This window comes from Nonomuraea phyllanthi, assembly GCF_006334985.2.
In the GTDB taxonomy this organism is placed as follows: Bacteria; Actinomycetota; Actinomycetes; order Streptosporangiales; family Streptosporangiaceae; genus Nonomuraea; species Nonomuraea phyllanthi.
Genome location: NZ_VDLX02000012.1, coordinates 82,557 through 105,967 on the forward strand (window position 1 = coordinate 82,557; position 23,411 = coordinate 105,967).

At 72.4% G+C, this 23,411-nt stretch carries 22 protein-coding genes; 7 read left to right on the forward strand and 15 right to left on the reverse strand.

From position 1 onward, the window contains the following. Nucleotides 1-76: 76 nt before the first annotated feature. The 5 genes from FH608_RS29760 to FH608_RS29780 form a co-directional block, all read right to left on the reverse strand. Nucleotides 77-1,231, reverse strand: coding sequence for a L,D-transpeptidase (locus tag FH608_RS29760; protein ID WP_139633949.1), 1,155 nt, complete (start codon nucleotides 1,229-1,231; stop codon nucleotides 77-79). Between the two features lie 90 nt (nucleotides 1,232-1,321). Next, nucleotides 1,322-2,425: a fumarylacetoacetase gene (fahA, locus tag FH608_RS29765; RefSeq protein WP_139633950.1), complete on the reverse strand. Its 1,104-nt coding sequence runs from the start codon at nucleotides 2,423-2,425 to the stop codon at nucleotides 1,322-1,324. A gap of 27 nt (nucleotides 2,426-2,452) precedes the next feature. Beyond that, nucleotides 2,453-3,208, reverse strand: a complete 756-nt coding sequence (locus FH608_RS29770; RefSeq protein WP_193318700.1) for a hypothetical protein — start codon at nucleotides 3,206-3,208, stop codon at nucleotides 2,453-2,455. Continuing rightward, nucleotides 3,205-4,374 carry a homogentisate 1,2-dioxygenase gene (locus tag FH608_RS29775; RefSeq protein ID WP_139633952.1) on the reverse strand — a complete coding sequence of 390 codons (1,170 nt, stop codon included), beginning with the start codon at nucleotides 4,372-4,374 and terminating at the stop codon, nucleotides 3,205-3,207. The genes FH608_RS29770 and FH608_RS29775 overlap by 4 nt, the downstream gene beginning before the upstream one ends. A gap of 79 nt (nucleotides 4,375-4,453) precedes the next feature. Then, entirely contained in the window at nucleotides 4,454-5,083 is a 630-nt protein-coding gene (locus FH608_RS29780; protein ID WP_139633953.1) for a helix-turn-helix domain-containing protein, read from the reverse strand. Between the two features lie 68 nt (nucleotides 5,084-5,151). Here FH608_RS29780 and FH608_RS29785 point away from each other — a divergent pair, with 68 nt between their 5' ends. From FH608_RS29785 to FH608_RS29795, 3 genes are all read left to right on the forward strand, one after another. Continuing rightward, the gene (locus FH608_RS29785) at nucleotides 5,152-5,769 is read left to right on the forward strand and encodes a hypothetical protein (protein WP_139633954.1); all 618 of its coding nucleotides are present in this window, start codon (nucleotides 5,152-5,154) and stop codon (nucleotides 5,767-5,769) included. Nucleotides 5,770-5,808: 39 nt separating this feature from the next. Continuing rightward, nucleotides 5,809-6,924, forward strand: a complete 1,116-nt coding sequence (locus tag FH608_RS29790) for an NAD(P)/FAD-dependent oxidoreductase (RefSeq protein WP_139633955.1) — start codon at nucleotides 5,809-5,811, stop codon at nucleotides 6,922-6,924. 99 nt (nucleotides 6,925-7,023) lie between these two features. Continuing rightward, complete coding sequence (locus FH608_RS29795; protein ID WP_139633956.1) at nucleotides 7,024-7,515, forward strand: hypothetical protein; 492 nt, start codon at nucleotides 7,024-7,026, stop codon at nucleotides 7,513-7,515. Here FH608_RS29795 and FH608_RS29800 read toward each other — a convergent pair. Then, entirely contained in the window at nucleotides 7,507-8,982 is a 1,476-nt protein-coding gene (locus tag FH608_RS29800) for an MFS transporter (RefSeq protein WP_139633957.1), read from the reverse strand. The two genes, FH608_RS29795 and FH608_RS29800, sit on opposite strands and share 9 nt — an antisense overlap. 228 nt (nucleotides 8,983-9,210) lie before the next feature. Between FH608_RS29800 and FH608_RS29805 the strand changes: the two genes are divergently transcribed. Continuing rightward, on the forward strand, nucleotides 9,211-10,509 hold the full coding sequence (locus FH608_RS29805) for a hypothetical protein (protein ID WP_139633958.1): 1,299 nt from the start codon (nucleotides 9,211-9,213) through the stop codon (nucleotides 10,507-10,509). Between the two features lie 93 nt (nucleotides 10,510-10,602). Here FH608_RS29805 and FH608_RS29810 read toward each other — a convergent pair whose 3' ends face one another. Both FH608_RS29810 and FH608_RS29815 read right to left on the reverse strand, forming a co-directional pair. Continuing rightward, nucleotides 10,603-11,361 carry an alpha/beta fold hydrolase gene (locus FH608_RS29810; protein ID WP_139633959.1) on the reverse strand — a complete coding sequence of 253 codons (759 nt, stop codon included), beginning with the start codon at nucleotides 11,359-11,361 and terminating at the stop codon, nucleotides 10,603-10,605. 10 nt (nucleotides 11,362-11,371) lie between these two features. Next, on the reverse strand, nucleotides 11,372-12,106 hold the full coding sequence (locus tag FH608_RS29815; protein ID WP_139633960.1) for an SDR family NAD(P)-dependent oxidoreductase: 735 nt from the start codon (nucleotides 12,104-12,106) through the stop codon (nucleotides 11,372-11,374). A 68-nt stretch (nucleotides 12,107-12,174) separates the two neighbouring features. On the opposite strand from FH608_RS29815, the gene FH608_RS29820 reads away from it, so the two are divergent. After that, the gene (locus tag FH608_RS29820; protein WP_139633961.1) at nucleotides 12,175-12,774 is read left to right on the forward strand and encodes a TetR/AcrR family transcriptional regulator; all 600 of its coding nucleotides are present in this window, start codon (nucleotides 12,175-12,177) and stop codon (nucleotides 12,772-12,774) included. Nucleotides 12,775-12,874: 100 nt separating this feature from the next. Here FH608_RS29820 and FH608_RS29825 read toward each other — a convergent pair whose 3' ends face one another. The 6 genes from FH608_RS29825 to FH608_RS29850 all read right to left on the reverse strand — a co-directional run bounded on the left by FH608_RS29825 (nucleotide 12,875) and on the right by FH608_RS29850 (nucleotide 18,782). Further along, complete coding sequence (locus FH608_RS29825; RefSeq protein ID WP_139633962.1) at nucleotides 12,875-14,536, reverse strand: alpha-amylase family protein; 1,662 nt, start codon at nucleotides 14,534-14,536, stop codon at nucleotides 12,875-12,877. A gap of 57 nt (nucleotides 14,537-14,593) precedes the next feature. Further along, nucleotides 14,594-14,797, reverse strand: coding sequence for an EF-hand domain-containing protein (locus tag FH608_RS29830; RefSeq protein ID WP_139633963.1), 204 nt, complete (start codon nucleotides 14,795-14,797; stop codon nucleotides 14,594-14,596). A gap of 105 nt (nucleotides 14,798-14,902) precedes the next feature. Next, nucleotides 14,903-15,643 (reverse strand): cytochrome d ubiquinol oxidase subunit II, encoded by a 741-nt coding sequence (locus FH608_RS29835; RefSeq protein WP_139633964.1) that lies wholly within the window; start codon nucleotides 15,641-15,643, stop codon nucleotides 14,903-14,905. A 12-nt stretch (nucleotides 15,644-15,655) separates the two neighbouring features. After that, nucleotides 15,656-16,894 carry a cytochrome ubiquinol oxidase subunit I gene (locus tag FH608_RS29840; RefSeq protein ID WP_139633965.1) on the reverse strand — a complete coding sequence of 413 codons (1,239 nt, stop codon included), beginning with the start codon at nucleotides 16,892-16,894 and terminating at the stop codon, nucleotides 15,656-15,658. Between the two features lie 98 nt (nucleotides 16,895-16,992). After that, nucleotides 16,993-17,661 carry a response regulator gene (locus tag FH608_RS29845; RefSeq protein ID WP_139633966.1) on the reverse strand — a complete coding sequence of 223 codons (669 nt, stop codon included), beginning with the start codon at nucleotides 17,659-17,661 and terminating at the stop codon, nucleotides 16,993-16,995. Further along, nucleotides 17,658-18,782, reverse strand: a complete 1,125-nt coding sequence (locus tag FH608_RS29850) for a sensor histidine kinase (protein ID WP_139633967.1) — start codon at nucleotides 18,780-18,782, stop codon at nucleotides 17,658-17,660. The genes FH608_RS29845 and FH608_RS29850 overlap by 4 nt, the downstream gene beginning before the upstream one ends. 51 nt (nucleotides 18,783-18,833) lie before the next feature. Between FH608_RS29850 and FH608_RS29855 the strand changes: the two genes are divergently transcribed. Together FH608_RS29855 and FH608_RS29860 are read left to right on the forward strand one after the other, a co-directional pair. Then, nucleotides 18,834-19,052 carry a hypothetical protein gene (locus FH608_RS29855; protein ID WP_139633968.1) on the forward strand — a complete coding sequence of 73 codons (219 nt, stop codon included), beginning with the start codon at nucleotides 18,834-18,836 and terminating at the stop codon, nucleotides 19,050-19,052. 114 nt (nucleotides 19,053-19,166) lie between these two features. Next, nucleotides 19,167-20,552, forward strand: coding sequence for an FAD-dependent monooxygenase (locus FH608_RS29860; protein ID WP_139633969.1), 1,386 nt, complete (start codon nucleotides 19,167-19,169; stop codon nucleotides 20,550-20,552). Here FH608_RS29860 and FH608_RS29865 read toward each other — a convergent pair. Then, entirely contained in the window at nucleotides 20,474-23,311 is a 2,838-nt protein-coding gene (locus tag FH608_RS29865; RefSeq protein ID WP_193318701.1) for a BTAD domain-containing putative transcriptional regulator, read from the reverse strand. The two genes, FH608_RS29860 and FH608_RS29865, sit on opposite strands and share 79 nt — an antisense overlap. Between the last annotated feature and the right edge of the window lie 100 nt (nucleotides 23,312-23,411).

The window sequence follows — 23,411 nt, forward strand, 5'->3', positions numbered from 1 at the left end:
ATTAGGACAACGGGCCTGTGCTCACCTTTGGTTCCCCCTCTCTACCGTAATCCCCGTTCCACCATGGCGGCACCGGTCAGCGTGCCGGCCCGGCACCCGGCAGGGCGCTGCCCTGGCGCCACCGGTCCCACGGCAGCTGCCAGAAGCCCCATCCGTTGTCCCACGCGAGCCGGCGGTCGGTGCCGGTGATCGTGACGGGGTCGCCGCGCAACGAGCTGTCGTAGAACCAGGCCGCCTGGTCGGGCCTGGCGTTGACGCAGCCGTGGCTGACGTTGGCCCGGCCCTGCGCCCACAGGTTGTTCTTGGCGTGCACGTATTCGCCGCTGTTGGAGATGCGTACGGCGTGGTCGATCAGCAGGTCGTAGTAGCCGGGCTCGCCCTCGGCGCGGCCGGGGGAGATCATGCGGACCGGATTGCCCTTGTCCATCGTCAGGTGGATGCCGCTGGTCGTGGTGTATTCGGGGGTGGTGGCCATGCCGGCGCTGATGGCCATGCGCTGCACGACCGCGCCGTCGCGGCGGACGACCATCTGGTGGGTCCTGGTGTCGATGGTGCTGGTCTGCCCCCGGCCGACGGTGAAGGCGAAGGTGGAGTCGGTGGCGCCGTAGAGGCCCGCGCCGCCGCGCACGCCGGCCAGGTGCGCGGTCACCGTGACCTGCTGGTGCGGCGCCCAGAACCGGCGGGTGCGGTAGATCACCCGGGTGTCGCCGACCCACCGCCACGCGCCCTCGACCGGGGTCTCCGCCCGGACCTCCAGCGTGCGCTCGACGGCCGCCTTGTCGGTCACGGGGCTGTCGAAGTCGATGATGATCGGCATGCCGGTGCCGACGGTCTCGCCCGGCAGCGGCGTCGTGGCGGCCACCTGGAAGCCGCGCCGGGCGGGGCGGGTGCGGAAGCGGCCCATGGCCACCGTGTCGGGGCCGCCGGAACCCTGGGCCGTGGCGGTCACCGTGTATTCGGCCGCGGGCTTGAGCGTCCAGTCGGAGCGCCAGATCGTACGGGACCTGTCGAGCCGGCCGGGCACCTGCTCCCCGCCCTCGGAGACCAGCACCCGGCTGAGCGTGCCGCCGCGCGCCCTGACCACCAGGCCGTGGTCGGTGCGGGCGCGCCTGGCGTCGAAGGGCGGCCAGACCTGCACGACCGGGGGCGAGGACGGGGTCTCGGCCGTCACGGACGCGCAGCCGCAGACCAGGAGGAGGAAGGCGACACAAGTCAGCACGGCCCGCCGCATGTCACTCCTGTCGCTACGAGGGAAGCCAGAGGGAAGCCCGAGGATGGTCCCAGAGTAGCGGGGAGTCAGCGGTCAAGCACGTTGAGTCACTTATACGATGGTTCCGGTAACTTCCCCCAATGTCAGGTCGCCGGCGGTGGCTCGGATGGTCACGGTGTCGCCGTCCTCCAGGAAGGAGCGCGTCTCGCCGCTCGCGAGCTTGAGCGGGTCGCTCCCGTTCCAGGTCAGCTCGATGAGCGAGCCGCGCTCGCCGGGCGAAGGCCCTGAGATCGTGCCGCTGGCGAACAGGTCCCCGGTGCGGAGCCATGACCCGTTCACGGTCATGTGGGCGAACATCTGGTCGGGCGTCCAGTACATGCTCGAATAGGGCGGCCTGGACACGACCTCCCCGTTGAGCAGCACGTCGAGCGTGATGTCCAGCCCCCAGTCGCCCTGCCTGCGCAGGTACTCGGCGGGCTCGGGGTCCTGGGCGCGGCCGGGGATCCTGGGCAGCGCCTCCAGCGGCGTGACCCACGGCGAGACCGACGTGGCGAACGACTTGGCGAGGAACGGCCCGAGCGGCACGTACTCCCACGACTGGATGTCGCGCGCGCTCCAGTCGTTGACCAGCGTCACCCCGAACACGTGCTCCTCGAACGCCCCGGGCGGCGAGCCCGGCGTCGTCGGGACGCCGACCACGAACCCCAGCTCGGCCTCGATGTCCAGCTTCGCGCACGGCCCGAACGCGCCCGGCCCGAGCTGCCCGTGCGGGCGCCTGACCGGCGTGCCGGACACGACGACCGTGCCGGCCCTGCCGTGGTAGCCGACGGGCAGGTGCCGCCAGTTGGGCTGCAGCGGCTCGGTGCCGGGCCGGAAGATGCTGCCGATGTTGGCGGCGTGGTCGATCGAGCAGTAGAAGTCGACGTAGTCGGCCACCTCGAACGGCATGTGCAGCCGCACCTGTTCCAGCGGGATCAGGTGCCGCTCGGTCACGGAGGCGTCGCCGGTGAGCTTGTTCTGGATGAGCGTCCTGGTGTCGTGCCAGGCCGCGCGCCCGCGGGCCATGAACGGGTTGAGCGACGGCGCGCTGAACACCTCGTCGTGCAGCGCGGGTGCCAGGTCGAGCACGTGGTCGCCGTAGCGCACGCCCACGCGGGGCGCCTCGCCGGGGCGCGAGAAGACCCCGTACGGCAGGTTGTCGGCTCCGAATCCCATCAGATCAGCCCCATCAGATCAGCCCCATCAGATCAGCCCCAGCGTGCGCAGGTCGTCGACGGGGATGCTGGTGCAGCACGAGCCGTAGCTCACCAGCAGCCGCCGCGCCCGTTTCGCGGTGTCCTCGGGTACGGACCGCGCGAGCCGTACGATGTGGCCGACGTCGGTCATGCGCAGCACCGGCACCGGGTCGCGGCCCTCGACGGCCTCGCAGACCGCCAGCACGAGGTTCAGGAAGCCGTGCCGGTCGACGCCGAGCGAGGGGTCGAAGTGGCGTACGGCGTGGTGCAGCCCGGCCGTGGCCTTGAACGGGATGTCGTGCTCGACGCAGAAGCGGATGAACGCCGCGAGATGCTCCGCCGGCGGGAAGTCCTCGGCGGTCAGCCCACCGCACCGGACCTTCAGCCCCACGCCCTCGGGCACGCTGACGCCCGGCCTGCCCGCCGGCACCTCCACGAAGAGCCGCGCGTTCGCCGGCAGCCCCAGCTTGCGGGCCAGCGCGTCGATGGTCATGCCGGGCGGCAGCCTGGTCTCGACGAAGTCCACCGGCAGGTCGTGGAAGGCCGGCACGTCCTCCTGGTCCAGGATCAGCCCGATCCGCCGCGGCCGGTACTCCATGGTGCGCAGCCGGTGCAGCCGGCTGGCGGGGCACAGGAAGCGGTGGGTGAGCACGGTGCAGCCTTCCTCCAGGTCGCGCCGGTTGCGTGCCAGTGCCTCGTGCATGTGCAGGGACGTCGGCGGGAACAGCCCCGCGTCGTCCACCAGTGACGTGTAGATGTTCATCGTGACCAGGTCCAGGCGTAGCCGGGGTCCTCACAGGACAGGGCGCCCTGCCCGAGGTCGAGCGGGCGGAACGTGTCGATCATGACGGCCTTCTCGCTGGTCACCGTGACGCCGCGGGAGACCGCGTCGATGACCGCCTCCACCGCGCCCGGCTGCGGCCCGTGCGTGAAGCCGGCCGGATGCAGCGAGACGGAGCCGACGTCGATGCCGGAGCCCTTGCGCGCGGAGTAGTCGCCGCCCACGTAGAACATGAACTCGTCGGAGTCCACGTTGTGGTGGTTGTACGGGATCGGCACCGACTCGGGGTGGAAGTCGAGCGGTCGCGGGCAGAACGAGCACACCACGAACCCCGGCCCCTCGAACGTCTGGTGGACGGGCGGCGGCGCGTGCGTCTTCTTCACGATCGGCTCGAAGTCGTCGATGTTGAACGCGAACGGGTAGAGGCAGCCGTCCCAGCCCACCACGTCGAACGGGTGGTTGCGGTAGACCAGCCTGCTCAGCCCGCCGCGCGTGCGGACCAGCACCGGCACCTCCTCGCCCTCGGCGACGAGCGGCTCGGACGGGGCGCGCAGGTCGCGCTCGCAGTAGGGGGCGTGCTCCAGGAACTGCCCGTACTGCGACAGGTAGCGCCTGGGCGGCCTGATGTGCCCGCCGGCCTCGATGGCCAGCACGTTGACCTGGCCGTCCGGCACCCAGCGGTGGATCGTGCCGGTCGGGATGACGACGTAGTCGCCCTCACCGGCCTCGATCGCGCCGTACGTCGACTCGAAGCGGACGCGGCCCCGCTGGACGTACACGCATTCGTCGCCCATCGAGTTGCGGTAGAGCTCGCTCGGCGCGTCGCTCGTGGCGTACGACAACCGCACGTCGCCGTTGCCCGCCAGCAGCATGCGCCCGGTGACCAGGTCGCCCGCGCCGGCCAGTTCCTGCGTGCGGAAGTGGCGCGGCGAGAGCGGCAGGTTGGGCTCCAGCCGCGCCTCCGTCGTGGGCGTGACCGCCTCCGCCTTGACGATCGCGGTCGGCAGGTAGCGGTGGTAGAGCAGGGAGGAGTCGGACGAGAAGCCCTCCTCGCCCATCAACTCCTCCGCGTAGAGACCGCCGTCCGGCCGCCTGAACTGCACGTGCCGCTTGCGCGGCACCTCCCCAACGACGCGGTAGTACGGCATCCGCTACCTCCATAGTGTCCGATAATCGGACGGAAGTGTCCTTTATGTGTAACAACCGTCTGCCATGGGTCTGGAGATGTCAACCCAGAGCGGCGGCCAGCTCGGCGGCCGCGGCGACCACCCGGGGCCCGGCCGACCTCTCCAGCGGCCCGAACGTCACCACCCCCACCGACGCCTCCAACCAGGGCAGCCCGGTGACGGGCGCGGCGATGCCCCGCGCCCCTTCCTGCAACTGCCCCTCCGTCGCGAAGTAGTCGTCACGTCCCGCGCGCAGGGCCAGGATCGCCTGCCCCGCCGCGCCTTTCGCCAGCGGATGGCGCGAGCCCTCGCGGTAGGCCACGTGCATGTCGGTCCAGGACGGCTCCACCACGGCCACGGCCAGGCCGTCGTCACCCTCCGCCACGGTCAGATGGGCGGTCGCGCCGACCTCCTCGGCCAGCCGCCGCAGCGCCGGCATCGCCGCCGCCCGCAGCAGCGGCTGCACGGCCTGCGCCAGCGCCAGCAGCCCGAACCCCAGGTGCACCCGCCCCTCGGCGTCCCGCCGTACGAACCCCTCGCTGGTCAGCGTCGTCAGCAGCCGGTACACCACGGGACGGCTCAGCGACAGCTCCGCGCCCAGCTCGGTCGGCGTGCGGCCGCCCCTGCCGTCGGCGAGCAGTCTGAGCAGGCGAAGCCCGCGTTCCAGGGTCTGAGCGGATTCAGCGGCCATGCGACCGATTATGGGGTGACTCCGCGTCATGGAGGGTACGTAGGGGAAGCAGACCTGGGGGGTGGACCGTGCGGCGGTGGTGGGTGCTCGTGCTCGCCGTGGCCGCCGTGTGCGCGATCTCCTCCGCCGTGCCCAGGTTCGCGATGACGCTGACGGCCCGGCAGGTCCCGCTCGACCCGCCGGACGCCGTGCTGGAGGACACCTTCCACCTCACCGAGGGCATCGAGGTGCGCCGGAAGCTGCTGCCCACCGCGAGGGGCGTCACGTTCCACCCCGCCTACCTGGCGGTGGGCGTCAGGGTCGACGAGAGCGGCAGGCTGTACGGCACGCCGCAGCGCCCTGGCACGTACGTCGCCCCCGTCCGGCTCTGCGCCGGCCAGACGTGCAGGGAGCAGCCGCTCACCCTCGTCGTCTACGGCAACGTGCCCTGGGAGCCGCGCGAGCTGACCTTCCCGGGCCGGGTCGGCGTCCCGCTGGACGGCGAGATCGGCGTCGAGGGCGGCCCGTCCGACGTGATCCCGACGTTCACCGTGACCGACGGCACCAGGCTGCCCCGGGGCGTGAGCATCGGCCCCGACGGGCACGTGAGCGGCACGCCGGCGGCGAGCGGCATCTCCGAGGTGCCGGTGCGGATCTGCGTGGCGGGCAACTGCGCCGGCGTGGTGGTCCGGCTCATCGTCGTCTGAGTCTTGCCTGCGGGCGCCGTTTCCGGTCACTGTGGTCCCATGAAATCGGTCATCGTGGTCGGAGCGGGCATATGGGGCTCATCGGTGGCGCTGCGGCTGGCCGACGCGGGCTGGGCGGTGACGCTGGTCGAGCAGCACAAGCCGGGCCACGTACGCCAGGCCAGCGCGGGGGAGACGCGGCTGCTGCGCTGCGCCCACGGTGACGACGACTGGTACGCCGGGCTCGCCTGGCGGGCGCGGGACGGCTGGCGGCGGCTGGAGGAGCGGGCCGGCGAGCGGCTCTACCACGAGGCGGGCATGGTGTGGCTCGCCGGGACGCCGGACGGGTGGGAGCACGCCAGCGCCCGGGTCCTGAAAAATCTGGACATCCCGTGTGAGGTGCTGGACCCGCGCGACGGGGCGCGGTTCTTCCCCGACTTCCGCGGCGACGACCTGAGCTTCCTGCTCTGGGAGCCGCACGCGGGCGTGCTCAGGGCCAGGCGCGCGACCCAGGTGACCGCCGGGCTGGCGGAGGCGGCCGGCGCGCGGCTGGTGAGGGCCCGCGCGGTGCCCGTCGCTGGGGCCGCGGCGGTCGAGATCGACGGCGAGGTACGGCGTGCCGACCGGGTCGTGTGGGCGTGCGGCGCGTGGCTGCCCGAGCTGTTCGAGGGCACGTCCATCACCGTGACGAAGCAGGACACGCTGCACTTCGCGGCGCCGCCCGCGTGGTCGGTGCCCGAGACGCCGGCCTGGGTCGACTACGGGGCCTCCGTCTACGGGCACGGCGACGTGGACGGGGTCGGCATGAAGGCCACCTCGGACCTGGAGGGGCCGCCGTACGAGCCCGAGCACGGCGAGCGCGTGGTCGGCGCGGACAGCGTCGAGCGGGCCAGGGGCTACCTGCGGCGCAGGTTCCCGTCGCTGGCGGGCGCGCCGGTGCTGTTCACCCAGGTGTGCCAGTACGCGCTCACGCCCGACGCCGAGTGGCTGATCGCCGAGGCGTCGCCGGGGGTGTGGCTGCTCGGAGGCGATTCCGGGCACGGGTTCAAGCACGCCCCGGCGCTGGCCGCGTACGTGGCGGGCGTGCTCGACGGCGACCACGCGCCCGAGCACCGCTTCGGCCGGCACGAGCGCACCCCCTCCCGTGGCCTGCGGACGAGCGGAGAGACCTGGTAGGGCGCGCCCTACCTGAGCTCGGGGGACGGCGGGCATGCCCCGGCCCCGGCCTGAGACGGACACTTCTGGAGTAATCACCGCTATTCCGGGAGACCCCCTATGAACGCCGTCATCGACGCCCCCAAGACCGCCCCCGCCGCGATCGACCCGCCGCCCGTCGTCAGGACCGCCGCCGTGCTCTGGCTGACGGCCGTCGCGTTCGGCGTGCTGGAGACCGCGCTGATGGCCGGCCAGATCCTGCATGAGGGCAGCGCCACGTTCGCCGGCCTGCTGCCCCAGATGGGATTCCGGCTGGTGGTGTTCGGGGTGGCGGTCCACCTGGCGCTGCGGCTCCGGCACGGCGCGAACTGGGCGCGCTGGACGATCGGCGTGATGCTCGGCGTGTTCGGCACGCTGTCGCTCGTGATCGAGCCCGTCCAGTTCCTGCTGGCCGGGGGATCGATCGGCGAGGCCGTCGCGGGGGCCGACGCGGTGTGGTTCGCCTTCGCGGCGAGCCGGATCGCGCACCTGGTGGCCGTGCTGGGGGCGATGGCGCTGATGTTCCAGCCCAGGGCGAACGCGTACTTCCGGCCGGCCCTTCGATCAGCCTGACGCCGGCACGCCCTGCGGCGCCTTCTCCGGCGCGTCGCCGGGCGCGCGGAGGTTGCGCACGCCGGGGGCCAGCAGCGCGGCCAGGGTGGACACGAGGATGATGACCGCGCAGCCGATCAGCGACTCCTCCGTGCCGAACCACTCCGCCGTCCGGCCCGCGAGCAGCAGCCCGATCGGGCCGAACATCAGCGACCCGAGCATGTCGTACGAGCTCACCCGCGACAGCGACTCACCCGGGATCTCGCGCTGCATCGTGGTCTGCCACAGCACGCCGAACACGTCGAAGCACACGCCGAGCACGAACGCCCCGATCACGATCGCCCAGAGCGGCGCGTCGACGCCGAGCAGCACGTACGGCAGCGCGACGGGCAGGCACAGCAGCACCGCCACCAGGATGGGGCGGCGCGCACGCAACCGCATCGCGGTCAGCACCCCGACGATCGTCCCGACCGCCTCGCCCGCCAGGAAGGCCGACCAGGCGCCCGGACCGCCCATGCTCTCCTTCGCCAGCAGCGGGCCGAGCACCCCGTGGCCGGCCTGGATGGCCATCACGATCAGCGAGAACTGCGCGACGACCACCCAGATCCACTGCCGCGAGCTGAACTCCCGCCAGCCGTCCCGCAGATCCACCAGCACCGACTGCCGCCCGCCCTCCTGCGGGCTCCCGGCGGCATCCGCCTCCGGCACGGCGGCGGCGCCGGGGACGGCGGCGTCCGGAAGAGCGGCGGGGCCGGGGACAGCGGTGACGTCCGGAAGAGCGGCGGGCTCGTGGACGGCGGCGGTTTCGGAGAAGGCGGGAGAGCCGGGAACGGCGGCGGAACCCGGGAGAGCGGTGGGCTCGGGAACGGTGGCGGGATCCGGGACGGAGGCGTGGCGGGCGCGGGGGAGCAGGGCGATGAGCAGGCCCGCCACCGCGAACATCGCGCCGCCCACCGCCAGCGCCCAGCCGCCGCCGAAGAGCACCACCGCGCCGCCGCCCAGCACCGCGCCCGCCACCCGGGCCGCGTTGGAGCCCAGGCCGATCAGCGCGTTGCCGGCCTGCAACTGCTCGAGCGGCACCACCTCGGGGATGATCCCGGTCAGCGCGGGGAACGCGATCGCCGTGGCCACCCCGCTCAGCGCCGCGGCCACGCACAGCGCGGGCAGCGGGGTCCAGCCGGTGAGCAGCATCACCGCCAGCCCCCAGTATCCGGCCGCCATCAGGACGTCGCCGGTCATCAGCACCCATTTGCGCGAGAACCGGTCAGCGAGCACGCCGCCGAACAGGATGAACGCGATCATGGGCACCGACTCGGCGGTGAGCACGGCCGACAGGGTCGAGGCGGTGGCGCCGGGCAGGTCGAGGATGCCGAACGCGAGGGCCACCGGCGCGAACGCGGCGCCCAGGACCGCGATCGTCCTGGCGGACGCCAGCAGCGCGAACCGGCGATCCCGGAGCAGCCCGAGATCGCTGAGATAACTGTGCACCGGCGTCCCCCTTGAAGCGGTCAAGCCCCGCCATTCTGCCGAGCCGCACCGACAAAGTCGCGCGATTATCCTCCGCCGACGCGGGTGGTCGCCCGGGTGCGGAGGCAGCAACTCGTTCGCCTACTTCACGTCGAGAACGGCGTGAAGAAGCGGGCGATCTCATTGAACGTTATTGATCGTCCGGATATTGTGCGATAAGCCACGATCATCCCCTGGAAGTAAGGTGCCATGCGACTGCGGTTACGGCAGATCTTCGTCATCGGACTAGCCCTCTCGCTGCTGGGCATCGGCGTTCCGGCGTGGTCGCAGGACGACCCCTCGAGGAGCTGCAACGACGAGCTGGCGGCGGGCACGCCCTCATACGTCGTCTGCCGATGGATGGCCACCCCCGAGGAGGCCGCGGACATCGCGAAATTCTGGCTGGAGAACGACGGCCAGCACATGATCGAGGCCGGTCCCCAGCCTCCCATCACGATCGACTGCTCCGAAGAGGGCAACGTCTGCCCGACCGACTCCGAGGGCGACGGCCAGATGCACGACGTCGGCTCCCCGGACGTCCCGGGCGCCGAGGACGGCGGCACGCCCGAGTGCCAGAACGGCGACGAGTGTGGCTACGTCGACCCCACCGGGGTCACCGCCGCCGAGAAGGCCGCCGCCCAGCAGAGCACGGCGGGCCAGGCCGCGAAGGCCGTCACGCAGACCACCATGCGCCTCTGGATCGAGACCGAGCTGGCCGACGAGTACAAGGCCGGCAAGCTGGCCGAGGGCGTCAAGAAGGTCGCCGCGCTGGTCGCCGCGCAGCCGGAGGTCGTCGGGGTCAGGTTCACCTCGCAGCTCGGCTACAACCAGACGTTCGCCACGGCGGAGGAGCTGGACAAGTTCGTCGCCGAGACGACGGCCGCGCTGCGCACCGCGCTGCCGGGCAAGAAGCTCGCCGCGCACACCGTCGTCCCGCAGCTCGGCTGCGGCACGAACGACACCTGCAAGGCAGAGCTGGCCAAGAAGTACCCGCTGCTCGACCCCGACCGCATCGGCACGTGGCTGGCCAAGGGCATGATCGACCAGCTCGCCCTCGACAACGGCCACCTGGCCACCGAGTACGCCACCTGGAACATCGACGCCGCCACGGCCCAGCGCAACCAGTGGATCCAGGTCCGCGCCCGCGCCTGGGACGCCTACGCGCAGATCGCCGCCGAGGACGCCTCCTTCGCCGCCTCCGGCAGCTCCCAGCTGACCGAGGAGCAGGCCACCCAGGCCATCACCGAGCGCATCGCGGCGCCGCTCCAGGACGACGCCGCCGAGACGGTCACGCTGTGGACCCGCTGGCAGAACGACCAGGGCCAGGTCAGCCGGGTGTACGGGGAGAAGTGGGCGGCCAACACGACGTGGGACCAGCTCAAGAAGCTCGGCTCGGTCCGCGCCCGCCTGGCCACCATCTACGACCCGGCCAACCCCGAGGTGGACGTGGCCACGGACCTGAAGAACCTCTCCGAGGTCTTCGGCCAGGTCTACCTGCACGCCGCCTGAGCGTTTCCGAGGCCCGGGTCACCGCGTCGGCCGGCGCGGTGACCCGGGCCTCGCGCTGTCCGCGGAAAGCCGGTCACTCGCGGGAGACGCCGGTCACTCGCGGGAGATGAAGTCGCGGATGAGCGCGCTCACCTCCGCCGGACGCTCGTGCAGGACGACGTGGCCGCTGTCCAGCTCGGCGTACTCGCTGCCCGGCAGCGCCGCGTGCAGCGCGCGGGCGTGCTCCACCGGGATCAGGTAGTCGCGGGTGTTGCCGACGACCAGCGTGGGTGCGGTGATCTTCGGCAGCAGGTCGCGGAGGTCGACGCGGAGGTCCAGCTCGATCTGCCGCAGCGTGCCGTGCGGCGGTTCCCCGGCCATGATCGCCCCGGCGCCCGCCGCGCTCACGTACTCGGGGCTGAAGGCCACCAGCGGCCCGTACGCGGCGAAGCTCTCCGGGTCGGTGGCCGCCAGCCTGGCCCAGGTGCGCAGGCCGAGCCGGAGCCGGGAGTCCTCCGCGTGCGTCCAGCCGGCGATCAGCACCAGGCGCCTGACCAGCTCGGGACGCTCGGCCGCGACCGCCACCGCCACGGCGGCGCCCAGCGAGAAGCCGACGAGGTCGGACGGCTCCTCGAACGCGGCCGCCACCTGCCCGGCGAGCAGGTCGAGGGTGAGGTCGCCGCCCGGGTCGGCGGTCTGGCCGCTGCCGGCGTAGTCGGGGGTGATGACGGTGCGGATGTCGGACAGGCCCGGCACGAGGTGGGCGTAGTTGGTGACGGCGTCGCCGCCGGTGCCGTGCACCATGACCAGGCCGGGTCCGCTGCCCGCCCGGCGGTAGTGGACGGCGCCCGAGCTGTGGATGGCGATGGGCATGCGTGTCTCCCTAGAGGTTTCCGCCGCCGGTGGCGTCGATGGTGGTGCCGGTGATGAAGCTCGCCTCGGGTGAGGCGGCGAAGGCCACCGCGTTCGCGATCTCGTCCACGTGGCCGATGCGGTTGAGCGCGTGCCGCCCGGCCGCGTACGCCTGCGCCGCCGGGTCCCCGCGCAGCCAGTCGGCGTTGGTGTCGGTGTCGATGATGCCGGGGGCGACGTTGTTGACCGTGATCCCGCGCGGCCCCAGCTCCTTGGCCAGCGCCAGCGTGAACACCTGCACCGCGCCCTTCGTCATCGCGTACGCGATCCCCTCAGGGAAGGCGATGCGGGTGACGCCCGAGGTGATGTTCACGATCCTGCCGCCGTCGGGGATGAGCGGCAGCAGCCGCTGGGTGAGGAAGAACAGCCCTTTGACGTTGACCGCGAACAGCCGGTCGTAGTCCTCGGGCGTCTCCTGGCCGATCGAGCTGGACCGGCCGATGCCCGCGTTGTTGACCAGCACGTCGAGCCTGTCCGTCTCGCTGCTCAGCCGCTCCACGAGCCGGTGCACGTCATCCTGGCGTCCCAGATCGGCGCGTACGGCGAACGCCCTGCCGCCCTCCCGCCCGATCAGCCCGACGACCTCCTCGGCCGCCGCCTCCTCCCTGGCGTAGTTGACGGCCACCTGGAACCCGTCCTTGGCCAGGCGCAACGCCGTGGCCCGGCCGATCCCCCTGCTGGCCCCTGTCACAAGTGCGGTTCTCATCCCGGCGAAACCTTTCTGTAGCGATCGATACAGAAACCATAACATAGCGATCGCTATAGAATGGGGTCATGGCGAGGCAGCGGACGTTCGACAGGGAGGCGGCGCTGGAACGGGCGCTGCTCGCGTTCTGGCGGCACGGCTACGAGGCGACCTCGATCGCCGAGCTGACCGCCGCGATGGGCATCAGGCCGCCCAGCCTGTACGCGGCCTTCGGCGACAAGCGGCGGCTGTTCGAGGAGGCCGTGCGGCGCTACCGGGAGACGTACGGCGCCTTCACGACGCGCGCGCTCGCCGAGGAGCCGACCGGGCGGCGGGCCGTCGAGCGGGTGCTGCGGGAGACCGCTGCCGAGTACACCGGCGAGGCGCATCCGGCGGGATGCCTGATCATCACCGCCGCCGTCAACTGCGGGCCCGAGTCGGCCGAGGTCGAGGGGCTGCTGCGGGAGTTCAGGGAGCAGGCGAAGGCGGCGCTCAAGGCCAGGATCGACGGCGACGTGGCGGCCGGGCGCCTGCCCGCGGACACGGACACGGGAGGGCTGGCGACGTTCTACGCGGCGGTGATCCAGGGCATGTCCACGCAGGCCCGTGATGGCGCCTCCCGCGCCGACCTGCTGCGCATCGCCACCCTCGCCATGTCCGCCTGGCCTTCTGAGCCCCTGCCCGCGTGACGCGCTCAGCGCTGCTCGCCCGGCCCTCCTGAGCTCCTGTCCGCATGACCAGCTCAGCGCGGTTCGCCCGGCCCTCCTGGTCCGGGATGTTCGGGGGCGGTCACCGGGATTTGACCGAGGCGTCCTCCGGCGGGACGTCAGGGGCGGAGGCGCGGAACCAGCGCGAGCCGTGCGGCCCCAGCGGGACCTCGACCGTGTCGTCGCCCGACACCCGCAGCGTCCCGTCCACCAGCAGGTCCGTGAGGTGGCAGCCGGCTAACCCCTCCAGCGCCAACGACACGTCCACCGCCGTGTCGCACAGGTTGTGGACGACCACCACCGTGGCCCCGTCGGCGTCGCACCGGTGCGCGAGCACCGAGCGGTGGCCGCTGTCCAGCACCGTGCAGTCGCCCCACGCCAGCTCCGGGCTCTCCCGATAGCGCTCGATCAGCAGCTGGAACCAGCGCAGCAGCGAGTCCGGGTCGCGCTTCTGGTCGGCCACGTTCACCCGGTCGGGCGCGAACGAGCCCTCCGGGACCTCGCGCACCGGCTCGCCCTGGGTGAACCCGCCGGTCTCCGACCACTGCATGGGGATGCGGACCGCCATGCGGCCCTCCGCGTCGAGGTTCTCGCCCATGCCGATCTCCTCGCCGTAGAAGATCACGGGCGTGCCCGGCAGGGAGAACAGCAGGCTGTACGCCATCTTGATGCGCCGCAGGTCCCCGCCGAGCATGGTCGGCAGGCGGCGGCGCAGGCCGCGGCCGTAGATCTGCATGTCCTCGCGCGGCCCGAACGCCTCGAAGATCTCCTGCTGCTCCTCCTCCGTGAGCTTGTCGAGGGTGAGCTCGTCGTGGTTGCGGAGGAACATGGCCCACTGGCAGTCCTGCGGCGGTTTGGGACGTTCGCGCAGAGCGCGGGCGAGGGGCGTGGCGTCGGCGCGGGCCATCGCCAGCCAGGCGTTCTGCATGCCGATGAAGTCGAAGCACATGGTGAGCTGGTCGCCGAGCCCCTCGCCGAAGTAGGGGAGCAGGTCCTCGTACGGGACGTTGACCTCGCCCAGCAGCACCGACCCGCCCTTGCGCCGGGTCAGGAACGCCCGCAGGTCGGCCAGGAACTCGTGCGGCTCGGCCAGCCGCGGCTCGACGTTCTCGATGAGGAACGGCACCGCGTCCACCCGGAACCCGGACAGCCCCAGCTCCATCCAGAAGCCGAGGATGCGCGCGATCTCGTCCCTGACCTCGGGGTTGCCGACGTTCAGGTCCGGCTGGTGCCGGTAGAAGCTGTGCAGGTAGTACTGTCCCGACCCCTCGTCGTACTCCCAGACGCTGTCCTCCTTGTCGGGGAAGACGATCTGCGAGGGGTCGTCCGGTTCGGGGGTGTCGGACCAGACGTACCAGTCGCGAAGGGGCGAGTCCCGGCTGGACCGGGCCTCGACGAACCAGGGGTGCTGGTCCGAGGTGTGGTTGACGACGAGGTCGGCGATCACCCGCATGCCCCTGTCGTGGGCGGTGCGCATGAACTCCACGAAGTCGCCCAGCGTGCCCAGCCTCGGGTCGACGGTGTAGAAGTCGGTGATGTCGTATCCGTCGTCCCGGTTGGGGGTGGGGAAGAACGGCATGAGCCAGAGGCAGGTCACGCCGAGCCGCGAAAGGTAGTCGATCTGCTGCGTGAGCCCGCGGAAGTCGCCCACGCCGTCGCCGTCGCCGTCCTTGAACGTCTCCACGTCGAGGCAGTAGACGACCGCGTTCTTGTACCAGACGTCGGAGGTGTACGTCAGTCGCATGGGCGACCGCTACCCTCGATCAGCCTCCCTGCACGGCCTCGTCGCCTTACCGTCCGGTCACTTCTGGAGGAAGGCGGCGAATTCCTCCCTGTCGATCAGGCCGTCGCCGTCCTTGTCGAGCTTCTGGACGCCTTCCTGCGCGGCGTCCAGCGTGACCGGCTGGCCGAGCACCTCCATGAGCCGTACGAGCTCGACGGCGGAGATGCGGCCGTCCTTGTCGGCGTCGATGAGGTCGAAGGTGGTGGCGTAGTCGTCGCTCATGTGTCGCCCTTCCGAGGAGTCGGATCTCGCGTCAGACCTTAGTGGCAACCTGTCCCGGTACGTCGGCGAATCGGTCCGTACTGCCCGGTTGAGGGAAGGGGCGGTTCACAGATAGGAGGGGCCCGTGACGCGGTGGCGGAACATCCACCACACCCACGCCTGGGCGGCCGCCAGCAGCGGCATGAGGGTCAGGATCAGCGGCACCAGCACCGAGCCCGACGTGCCGGGGTGCAGCGGGAGCCGGAGCCCCGCCAGCACGCCCACGGCCAGGAGCACGGCGGCGGTCAGGGCGTACGTGCGGGCCTCGCCGGCCCCGCCCGACAGTACGGCCGCCCGCTCGCGCAGGGTGCCGCGCAGCCGTAGCGCCGCGAACGCCAGCCCGTGAGTGGCGAACAGGGCGGCCACCACCGCGGCCGGCAGCACGGCGAACGGCCCCTGGATGCCCACCAGCACGTGGCTGAGCAGGGCGCCCCAGCTCAGCGCCAGCCCCCAGCTCCCGGCCACGATCGCGCCGTCCCAGAACGCCTGCCAGCGCGCGCCCGGCTCCCGCCCCCGCAGCCACAGGCCCATGTCGCGTACGGCCCACGCCAGGACCAGCACCACGACCAGCGTGTGGTTGCCGCTCAGCAGCTCGCCCTCCAGCTCGGGGAACAGCCCGGCCAGCACGCCTGCCGTGGCCACCAGCCAGACCTCGTTGCCCAGGAAGAACGGCGCGATGGCGGCGATCACCTCGCGCCGCTCGGTGGCCGTCCTGCCGAGGTACGGCAGCGCCATGCCGACCCCGATGTCGGCCCCGCCCAGCACGAGGTAGCCGAGCGCGAAGAAGGCCAGAATGAAGATCTCCATGGTGACGGCTCCTCAGAAGGAAAGCGCGGGGACGGCCGGGGCGCCGAGCGATGTGGCCTCGGGGCCGCGGCGGGCCTGCCTGGCCAGCAGCCGGTAGTTGACCACGATGAGCACGGCGTACACGGTCGTGAAGGCGATCAGGGAGAGCCGCATCTGCCCGGCGGACACCGGTGACATGGCGTCGGCGGTCTTCAGCAGCCCGTAGACGGCCCACGGCTGCCGCCCCATCTCGCGGAACATCCAGCCCGCCAGCATGGTCACGAACGGGACCGGGATCATCAGCGTCAGCAGCCAGTGCCATAGCCGGAACCGGCGCACCACCGGGCGGAAGAGCACGAGCAGGCAGCTCAGCCCGGCCACCACCGTCATCACCAGCCACAGCACCATCATCGTGATGCCCGCCGCGAGCACCGGGCCGACCGGCGGCAGGTAGTCGCCGGGGCCGTGCGCGGCCACCATCTCGGCCTGCGCCGCGGCCATCCGGGCCGCGTCGTCCGACCAGGCCGCGGCCTTGGTCGGCTGCAACGTCTGAAAGCCGAGGCCCCCGAAGGTGACGGTGAAGAACGTCGCGGGCAGCGCCACCCACACCCCGATCCGCAGCGACTTGCGGAAGAAGTCCTGCTCGGCGGTGCGCTTGCGCAGGTGGTACGCGCTCACCCCGGCCACGAAGAACCCGCCGGTGATCATCGCGCCGCCCATCACGTGCCCGAACGCGATCTGCGCCGCCGGATTGGCCACCAGCGCGCCGAAGTCCACGAGCCGCAGCACGCCGCCGTCGACCACGTGGCCGGCCGGCTGCTGCAGGAAACCGTTCGCGACCATGATCCAGAACGCCGACGCGTACGCGGTCAGCGTCACCACCCAGATCAGCGCCAGGTGGACCCACCGGTTCAGCCGGTCCCAGCCGAAGATCCACAGGCCCAGGAACGTCGACTCGACGAAGAACGCCACCAGCGTCTCGATCGCCAGCGCCGACCCGAAGACGTTGCCCGCGTACTCCGTGAGCCCGCTCCACGACAGCCCGAGCTGGAACTCCATCACCAGCCCGGTGGCGATGCCCATTGCGTAGTTGATGATGTAGAGCTGGCCCCAGAACCGGGTCATCCGCAGGTGCACGGGGTCGCGGCTGAACGTGGCCCTGGTCTGGATCGCGGCGACCAGCGTCGCCAGGCCGAGCGTCAGCGCCACGAAGAGGAAGTGCGCGCCCGCCGTGAGGGCGAACTGCAGGCGGGCCAGGTCCACGGTGTCCATGGTGTAGAGACTCCACGTACGGTGGCGCCCGCCGCGTCATGCCCGGGGAGGCAACCTGGCGTACAACCCCGGTGGTAAGGGGTCGCGGGAGGTACTGCTCAGGATGTAACCCAGCCCGGCACGATCATGCCGGCCTCGTACGCGATGACGACGAGCTGCGCCCTGTCGCGCACCGACAGCTTGGTCATGATGCGGCTGACGTGCGTCTTCGCGGTGGCGGGGCTGAGCACGAGCCGGGCCGCGATCTCGTCGTTCGACAGGCCGCCGGCGACCAGCGTCATGACCTCGCGCTCGCGCTCGGTCAGGGCGTTCAGCTCGGGGCCCGGCTCCGGGCGCTTGACCCGGCCGGCGAACTCGGCGATCAGCCGCCGCGTGATCGACGGGGCGATGAGCGCGTCGCCCCTGGCGACGACCCTGACCGCGTGGATCAGCTCGGCCGGCTCGGTGTCCTTGACCAGGAAGCCGCCCGCCCCGGCGCGCAGCGCGCCGTAGACGTAGTCGTCCAGGTCGAACGTGGTCAGGATGATCACCCTGACGTCCCCGAGCCTGGGGTCCTCGGCGATCCGGCGGGTGGCCTCCAGGCCGTCGAGCTCCGGCATGCGGATGTCCATGAGCACGACGTCGGGCAGGTGCTCGCGGGCCGCCGCCACGGCCGCCGCGCCGTTGGGCGCCTCGGCGACGACCTCGATGTCGTCCTCGTCGCTGAGTATGGACCGGAACCCGGCCCGTACCAGGGTCTGGTCGTCGGCGAGCAGTACGCGGATCATCCGGCTCCGTTCAGTGGTAGGTGGGCGAGCACGCGGAAGCCGCCCTCGGGGCGGGGGCCCGCCTCCAGGGTGCCGCCGAGCGCGGTGGCGCGCTCGCGCATGCCCTGCAGGCCGAAGCCGCTGCCGCCGTCGTACGGGGCACCCGGCCCATCATCCTCCACGCAGATCACGATATTTCCGGACGTGTTGGTGATGGTGAGGGTGGCTTGGGCCGTACCGGAATGGCGGGAGACGTTGGTCAGCGACTCGCGCACGATCCGGGCGGCGGCCAGGTCCACCTCGGTCGGCACGGCGTCGAGCGGCCCGTCCAGGGACGTACGCACCTCCAGGCCCGACGCGGCGACCAGGGCGTCCACCCGCGCCAGGCTGTCGGCCGGGGCCGTCGGCGCGCCCTCGTCCACCTGCCGCAGCACCCCGAGGGTGGTGCGGAGCTCGCGCAGCGTCTCCTTGCTGGTGTCCTTGATCGTCCGCAGCGCCGCCTCGGCGTCCTCGGGCCGCCTGCGCAGCCCGTGCAGTGCCGCCGCGGCCTGCACGTTGATCATGGAGATGTTGTGCCCGAGCACGTCGTGCAGCTCGCGCGCGATCCGCAGGCGCTCCTCGCTCGCCCGCCGCCTGGCCTCCTCCTCCTTGCTGTGCTCGGCCTCCAGCGCGCGCTGCTCCACGGCCTGGAGGTACGCGCGGCGGCTGCGCGTGACGCCCCCGGACGCGATGGCCGCCACCTCCCACCCGGTGATCATGAGGAACAGGCTGTTCTCCACGTGCCGGACGCCTCCCGTCTCGCCGAGGCCCATGCCGAGCAGCGACGCCGCCCCGATGGTGATGGCCGCGATGAGGTGGCCCAGGTCGGCCGCGGTGTAGAGGGCGACGAACGGCAGGATGACGAGCGGCCCGTCGAGCGTGGCGTTCCGGTAGTACAGCGCGACGAACACCATGATGAGGAGCAGCACGGCGACGGGGTAGCGCCGGCGCAGCAGCAGCGTGCCGGAGGCGGCGAGCGGCAGCACCACGTCGAGGGCGTTGGGCCGCACGTCACCGCGCAGGGCATACGTGAGTGCGATCCCGGCCAGCGTGGCCGCGATCACGCCGAGCGACACGAGAGTGCTGGTGGACGGCCTGCGCATGCCTCCATTGTGCGGGGTAATCCTGGTGGCATATCGGGGTAGAGCAGGTAAATGACCACAAAGGACGAACTCCGGCAGGTCGAGGAGGACCTGGACCGGTTGCGTGCCGAGAACCGGGACCTGCGCGACCAGGTCAGCGACATCGGCGCGACCGACCAGGTGGAGATCTCGGCCATGATCAGCCAGGCGGACGAGCAGGAGGAGCTGATCGCCCAGCTCGAACGCCGCCGCGACACGCTCAGGCAGCGCCTCCAGGCCGAGGGCACGTAGGCGGGACGCTGATCCCCGAGTTCGTGAAAGGGAGCCCCGGGTTCGTGAAAGGCCCTGACAGTCGCTGAAAGCGGCTGACAGAGATCCGGCAGCGCGCCCCTGCATGGTCGTCCCATGACGAACGTGCTGATCGTCGGCTCCGGGCCGACAGGACTGACCCTGGCCATCGAACTGGCCCGCCGGGGCGTCGACCTCCGCATCGTCGAGCGGTCCCCGCGGCCGCCCACCGGCGTGCGCGGCAAGGGGCTCCAGCCGCGCACGCTGGAGGTCTTCGACGACCTGGGCGTGATCGACGAGATCCTCGCCACCGGCTCCGAATATCCGTCCATGCGCAGCTACCAGGGCGACAAGGTCGTCTGGGAAGGGAGCATGGGCCAGCTCCGGGAGCCGTCGGACGGCGTGCCGTACCCCAACTCGATCATGCAGCCGCAGTGGCGGACCGAGCGGATCCTGCGCGACCGGCTGGCCGAGCTGGGGCACCGGGTGGAGCTCGGGGCGGAGCTGACCGGGTTCGAGCAGGACGACGAGGGCGTGACAGCCACCCTGAGCACGGGCGAGCAGGTCCGCTGCGCGTATCTGGTGGGGGCGGACGGCGGGCGCAGCACCGTGCGCAAGCAACTCGGCGTCGGCTTCGTCGGCGAGACGTACGAGGACGAGCGCATGCTGCTCGCCGACATCAGGACGGGCGATCTCGACCGGGACTACTGGCACGTCTGGGGATCCCTGGCCGACCGAACCGTACATTTCACCATCTGCCCGCTGCCGAACACCGACATCTTCCAGCTCGTCACCCCCGACACCGGCGAGGACCTGACCGAGCTCGTCGCCCGGCACGCGCCGCACGTCCGGATCGACGAGATCGTGTGGCGCTCGGAGTACCGGGTCAACATCCGGATGGCCGAACGGTTCAGGGCCGGCAGGGTGTTCCTGGCCGGGGACGCGGCCCACGTGCACTCGCCGGCGGGCGGCCAGGGGCTCAACACCGGCGTGCAGGACGCCTACAACCTCGGGTGGAAGCTCGCCGCCGGCTCGGAGGCGCTGCTCGCCACGTACGAGGACGAGCGAATGGCGGTGGCCGAGCACGTGCTGGGTCTGAGCACCCGCCTGTACCGGGAGAACGACACCAGGCGCGGCGACAACACCAACCAGCTCGACCTGGCCTATCCCGGCAGCCCGCTGTCGGTGGGGGAGCGCGGCGGCGAGCGGCTCGGCGCGTACTTCGCCGAGCAGCGCGGCACCGGGTTCCTGCTGCTGGCGGACACCGCGGCCGGCCACCCGGTGCTGCCGGCGGACACGGCGCCCGGCCACCCGTCCACAGTGCTGCCGGCGGACACGGCGCCCGGCCACCGGTTCACGGTGCTCCCGCCGCTGGACGGCCAGGAGGGCGTCATGCTCGTCCGCCCCGACGGCTACATCGGCTATCACGGGGACGAGAGCGGGCTCAGCGCGTACCTCTCGGGGTTCGGCATCGCGGCGCCCCTCTCCGACGCCGCGCGGTAGGCGTCCTCGCCGAGCGCGGCCCTGCACCGGGCGGCCAGCTCGTTGACGTGGGGATCGGCGGACGCGCCGATCCCGCGCAACGCCCGCGCCGCGCCGAGCAGCTCGGCCGCCGCCTCCGGCTCCAGGTGCTCGGCCACGCCCTCCAGCACGGTCGCCCGCGCGGTCCTGTCGGAGCAGGTGGCCATCAGCTCCAGCGCCCACCGCAGCGGCTCACCGGACGCGGTCACCCTGGCCAGTTCGACATACATGAACGCCTTGGGCTGGGCGGGCAGGTCGGCGTCGAGCGCGAGCGCCGCCTCCAGCAGCCGGGCCGCCTCGCCGGGATCGCCGGTGCGCCTGGCCAGGTCGGCCCTGGCGTGCATGGCCCTGGCCACGAACGCCTGGTCCCCGGAGCGCACGGCGGCCTCCCAGGCCCGGCCCAGCGCGCGGGCCGCGCCGGCGTGATCGCCCGCGCGCGCCTTGAGGTGCCCGACCCGCAGCTGGAACGTCATCGGCCCGAGCAGCATGTCGAGCCCCGACAGCTCGGCGGCCAGCTGCTCGGGCTCCTCGGCCAGGGCGACCGCGGCGGCGAAGTCACCGCGGTTCTCCGCGACCAGCGAGAGCCAGAAGAGCCCGGCCCACTGCCCCCACCGGTCGCCGATGGCCCTGAACCCGGCGACCGCCGGCTCCAGCAGGTGCTCCGCCCCGGCCACCGTTCCGTACTCGAACCGCACGATGCCCGCGCCCAGCAGCGCCGCCGACCGGGTCCACAGGTCGGGATGGTCACGCAGCCGCTCGACGGACCGCTCCGCCAGGTCCACCAGGCCGGCGGGCGACCCGAGCCCGCTGATCGCCCACGAGGCCAGGGCGGCCGGGTGGTCGGAATCGAGCACCGCCCGGCTCGGCGCGGACCCCGTCACCGCCCGGCAGATCCCGTGCGCGAGCTCCCGTCCCGGCGGCGGCGCGTCGCCCACCCTCCGCAGCACCGCCGCCGCCTGCTCGGTCATCTCCCGGTAGCGGCCCCGCATGATCCACGACCAGAACCGCGGCAGGACCAGCCGCAGCGGGTCGTCGGAGTGGCGCAGCGCCGCATCCAGGTTGCCCTGCTCGGCGTCCAGCACGGCCAGCCACCTCAGCTGCTCGCCGGTCCGCAGGCCGGGCTCGGCGGTCTCGGCCAGCGCGGTGTAGTAGCGGGCGTGGGCCTGGCGGAGCTCCGGCAGGTCGGCGGCGGCGTACTGCCTGATGGTCTCCAGCATCGTGTAGCGGTCGCCGGTGACCCCGATGAGCGACTTGTCCACCAGCGAGGAGAGCAGGTCCGGGTCGCCGCCGCAGACCTGGGAGATCGCCTCGTACGTGGCGCCGCCCGAGAACACGGTCAGCCCGCGCAGCAGGTCGCGCTCGCGCTCGGACAGCAGGTTCCAGCTCCAGTCGATGACCGCGCGCAGCGTGCGGTGGCGGGGCTCCGACGTGCGGCCGCCGCGGAACGCCAGCCGGTCGCCGAGCTGCTCGACCAGCACGGAGACCGGCATCGTCCGCAGGCGGGCGGCGGCCAGCTCGATGGCCAGCGGAATGCCGTCCAGCTCCCGGCAGATCCGCGCGGCCTCCTCCCGCTCCAGCGGGAGGTCCGGGCGGGTGGCGGCGGCCCGGACCGTGAACAGCTCGGCCGCCTGCGCCTCGGGCAGCGGCCGCACGTGGTGCAGGCTCTCGCCGGGGATGTCGAGCGGCTCCCTGCTGGTGGCGAGGATCCGCAGCCCGGCCACCTCGGACAGCAGCCACCGCGCCGTGCGGGCGGCGTCCTCGATCAGGTGCTCGCAGTTGTCCAGCACGATCACGGGCGCGCTGCCGCGCAACGCCCTGACCAGGTCGGTCGTCCTGAGCGTCGCCTCCACGGCCGCCCGCACCCCGGTGGCGGCGGCCAGCTCGACCAGCCACACGCCGTCGGGCACCGCGAGCTCCGCGGCCAGCTCGACGGCCAGCCGGGTCTTGCCGACGCCGCCGGGGCCGACGAGCGTGACCAGCCTGGCCCGGCCGAGCAGCCCGGACAGCCGGGCGAGGTCGTCGGAGCGGCCCACGAAGCTCGTGAGCCGGGCCGGCAGGTTGCTCCTCGGCTCGGCGTCCCTGAGCGCTTCGAGGTGGGCCTCCCGCAGCTCGGGGCCAGGATCGACGCCCAGCCCCGAGGCCAGCGCGGCCCGCGTCCGCTCGAACGCGTCCAGCGCCTCCGCCCGGCGTCCCGTCGCGGTCAGCGCGCGGACCAGCAGGGCGTGGAACGGCTCGCGCAACGGGTGGGCGGCGACCAGCTCCTCCAGCTCGGCGACCAGGTCGGCGTCACCGCCCGCGGCGAGGTCGGCCGCGATCCTCGCGGCCAGCGCGGTCAGGCGCAGCTCCTCCAGGCGGGCGGCCGGGGCGGTCGCGAAGGGCAGGTCGTACGCGCCGGCCAGCGCCCCGCCCCGCCACAGCGCCAGCGCCTTGTGCGCGTCGCCGGCCCGTACGAGCCGCTCGAACGCCCACGCGTCGACCTCGTCGGGCCGCACGTCGAGCACGTAACCGGCGGGGTGGGACGCGATCAGGCCGGGCGCCTCCCTGCGCGCCCTGGACACCAGCGACTGCAGCGCCGCCATGGGGTGGGCGGGCGGCTCGTCCGGCCACAGGTCGTCGATCAGCCGGTCGGCCGTCACCACGCGGCCGGGGTCGAGCGCCAGCCGCACCAGCAGCGCCCGCACCCGGGCACCACCGATCTCGCCCCCCGCCACCTGAACCGGCCCCAGGATCCCGACCCGCATCCGCCCTCCACGCGCCGCCTCCCCCAGTATGCCGCCCGCCGCCCGGACCCGGCCTCGCCGTGCGCCCCGCGGGGCACCTGGGACGTCTCCGGTTCGTAAG

Coding starts and splice junctions, on each gene's coding strand:
- FH608_RS29775 (WP_139633952.1), bottom strand. CDS start 4,374: ATGCCGTACTACCGCGTCGTTGGGGAGGTGCCGCGCAAGCGGCACGTG.
- FH608_RS29865 (WP_193318701.1), bottom strand. CDS start 23,311: ATGCGGGTCGGGATCCTGGGGCCGGTTCAGGTGGCGGGGGGCGAGATC.
- FH608_RS29825 (WP_139633962.1), bottom strand. CDS start 14,536: ATGCGACTGACGTACACCTCCGACGTCTGGTACAAGAACGCGGTCGTC.
- FH608_RS29790 (WP_139633955.1), top strand. CDS start 5,809: ATGAAATCGGTCATCGTGGTCGGAGCGGGCATATGGGGCTCATCGGTG.
- FH608_RS29780 (WP_139633953.1), bottom strand. CDS start 5,083: ATGGCCGCTGAATCCGCTCAGACCCTGGAACGCGGGCTTCGCCTGCTC.
- FH608_RS29795 (WP_139633956.1), top strand. CDS start 7,024: ATGAACGCCGTCATCGACGCCCCCAAGACCGCCCCCGCCGCGATCGAC.
- FH608_RS29850 (WP_139633967.1), bottom strand. CDS start 18,782: ATGCGCAGGCCGTCCACCAGCACTCTCGTGTCGCTCGGCGTGATCGCG.
- FH608_RS29805 (WP_139633958.1), top strand. CDS start 9,211: ATGCGACTGCGGTTACGGCAGATCTTCGTCATCGGACTAGCCCTCTCG.
- FH608_RS29760 (WP_139633949.1), bottom strand. CDS start 1,231: ATGCGGCGGGCCGTGCTGACTTGTGTCGCCTTCCTCCTCCTGGTCTGC.
- FH608_RS29815 (WP_139633960.1), bottom strand. CDS start 12,106: ATGAGAACCGCACTTGTGACAGGGGCCAGCAGGGGGATCGGCCGGGCC.
- FH608_RS29835 (WP_139633964.1), bottom strand. CDS start 15,643: ATGGAGATCTTCATTCTGGCCTTCTTCGCGCTCGGCTACCTCGTGCTG.
- FH608_RS29855 (WP_139633968.1), top strand. CDS start 18,834: ATGACCACAAAGGACGAACTCCGGCAGGTCGAGGAGGACCTGGACCGG.
- FH608_RS29770 (WP_193318700.1), bottom strand. CDS start 3,208: ATGAACATCTACACGTCACTGGTGGACGACGCGGGGCTGTTCCCGCCG.
- FH608_RS29860 (WP_139633969.1), top strand. CDS start 19,167: ATGACGAACGTGCTGATCGTCGGCTCCGGGCCGACAGGACTGACCCTG.
- FH608_RS29820 (WP_139633961.1), top strand. CDS start 12,175: ATGGCGAGGCAGCGGACGTTCGACAGGGAGGCGGCGCTGGAACGGGCG.
- FH608_RS29830 (WP_139633963.1), bottom strand. CDS start 14,797: ATGAGCGACGACTACGCCACCACCTTCGACCTCATCGACGCCGACAAG.
- FH608_RS29840 (WP_139633965.1), bottom strand. CDS start 16,894: ATGGACACCGTGGACCTGGCCCGCCTGCAGTTCGCCCTCACGGCGGGC.
- FH608_RS29845 (WP_139633966.1), bottom strand. CDS start 17,661: ATGATCCGCGTACTGCTCGCCGACGACCAGACCCTGGTACGGGCCGGG.
- FH608_RS29810 (WP_139633959.1), bottom strand. CDS start 11,361: ATGCCCATCGCCATCCACAGCTCGGGCGCCGTCCACTACCGCCGGGCG.
- fahA (WP_139633950.1), bottom strand. CDS start 2,425: ATGGGATTCGGAGCCGACAACCTGCCGTACGGGGTCTTCTCGCGCCCC.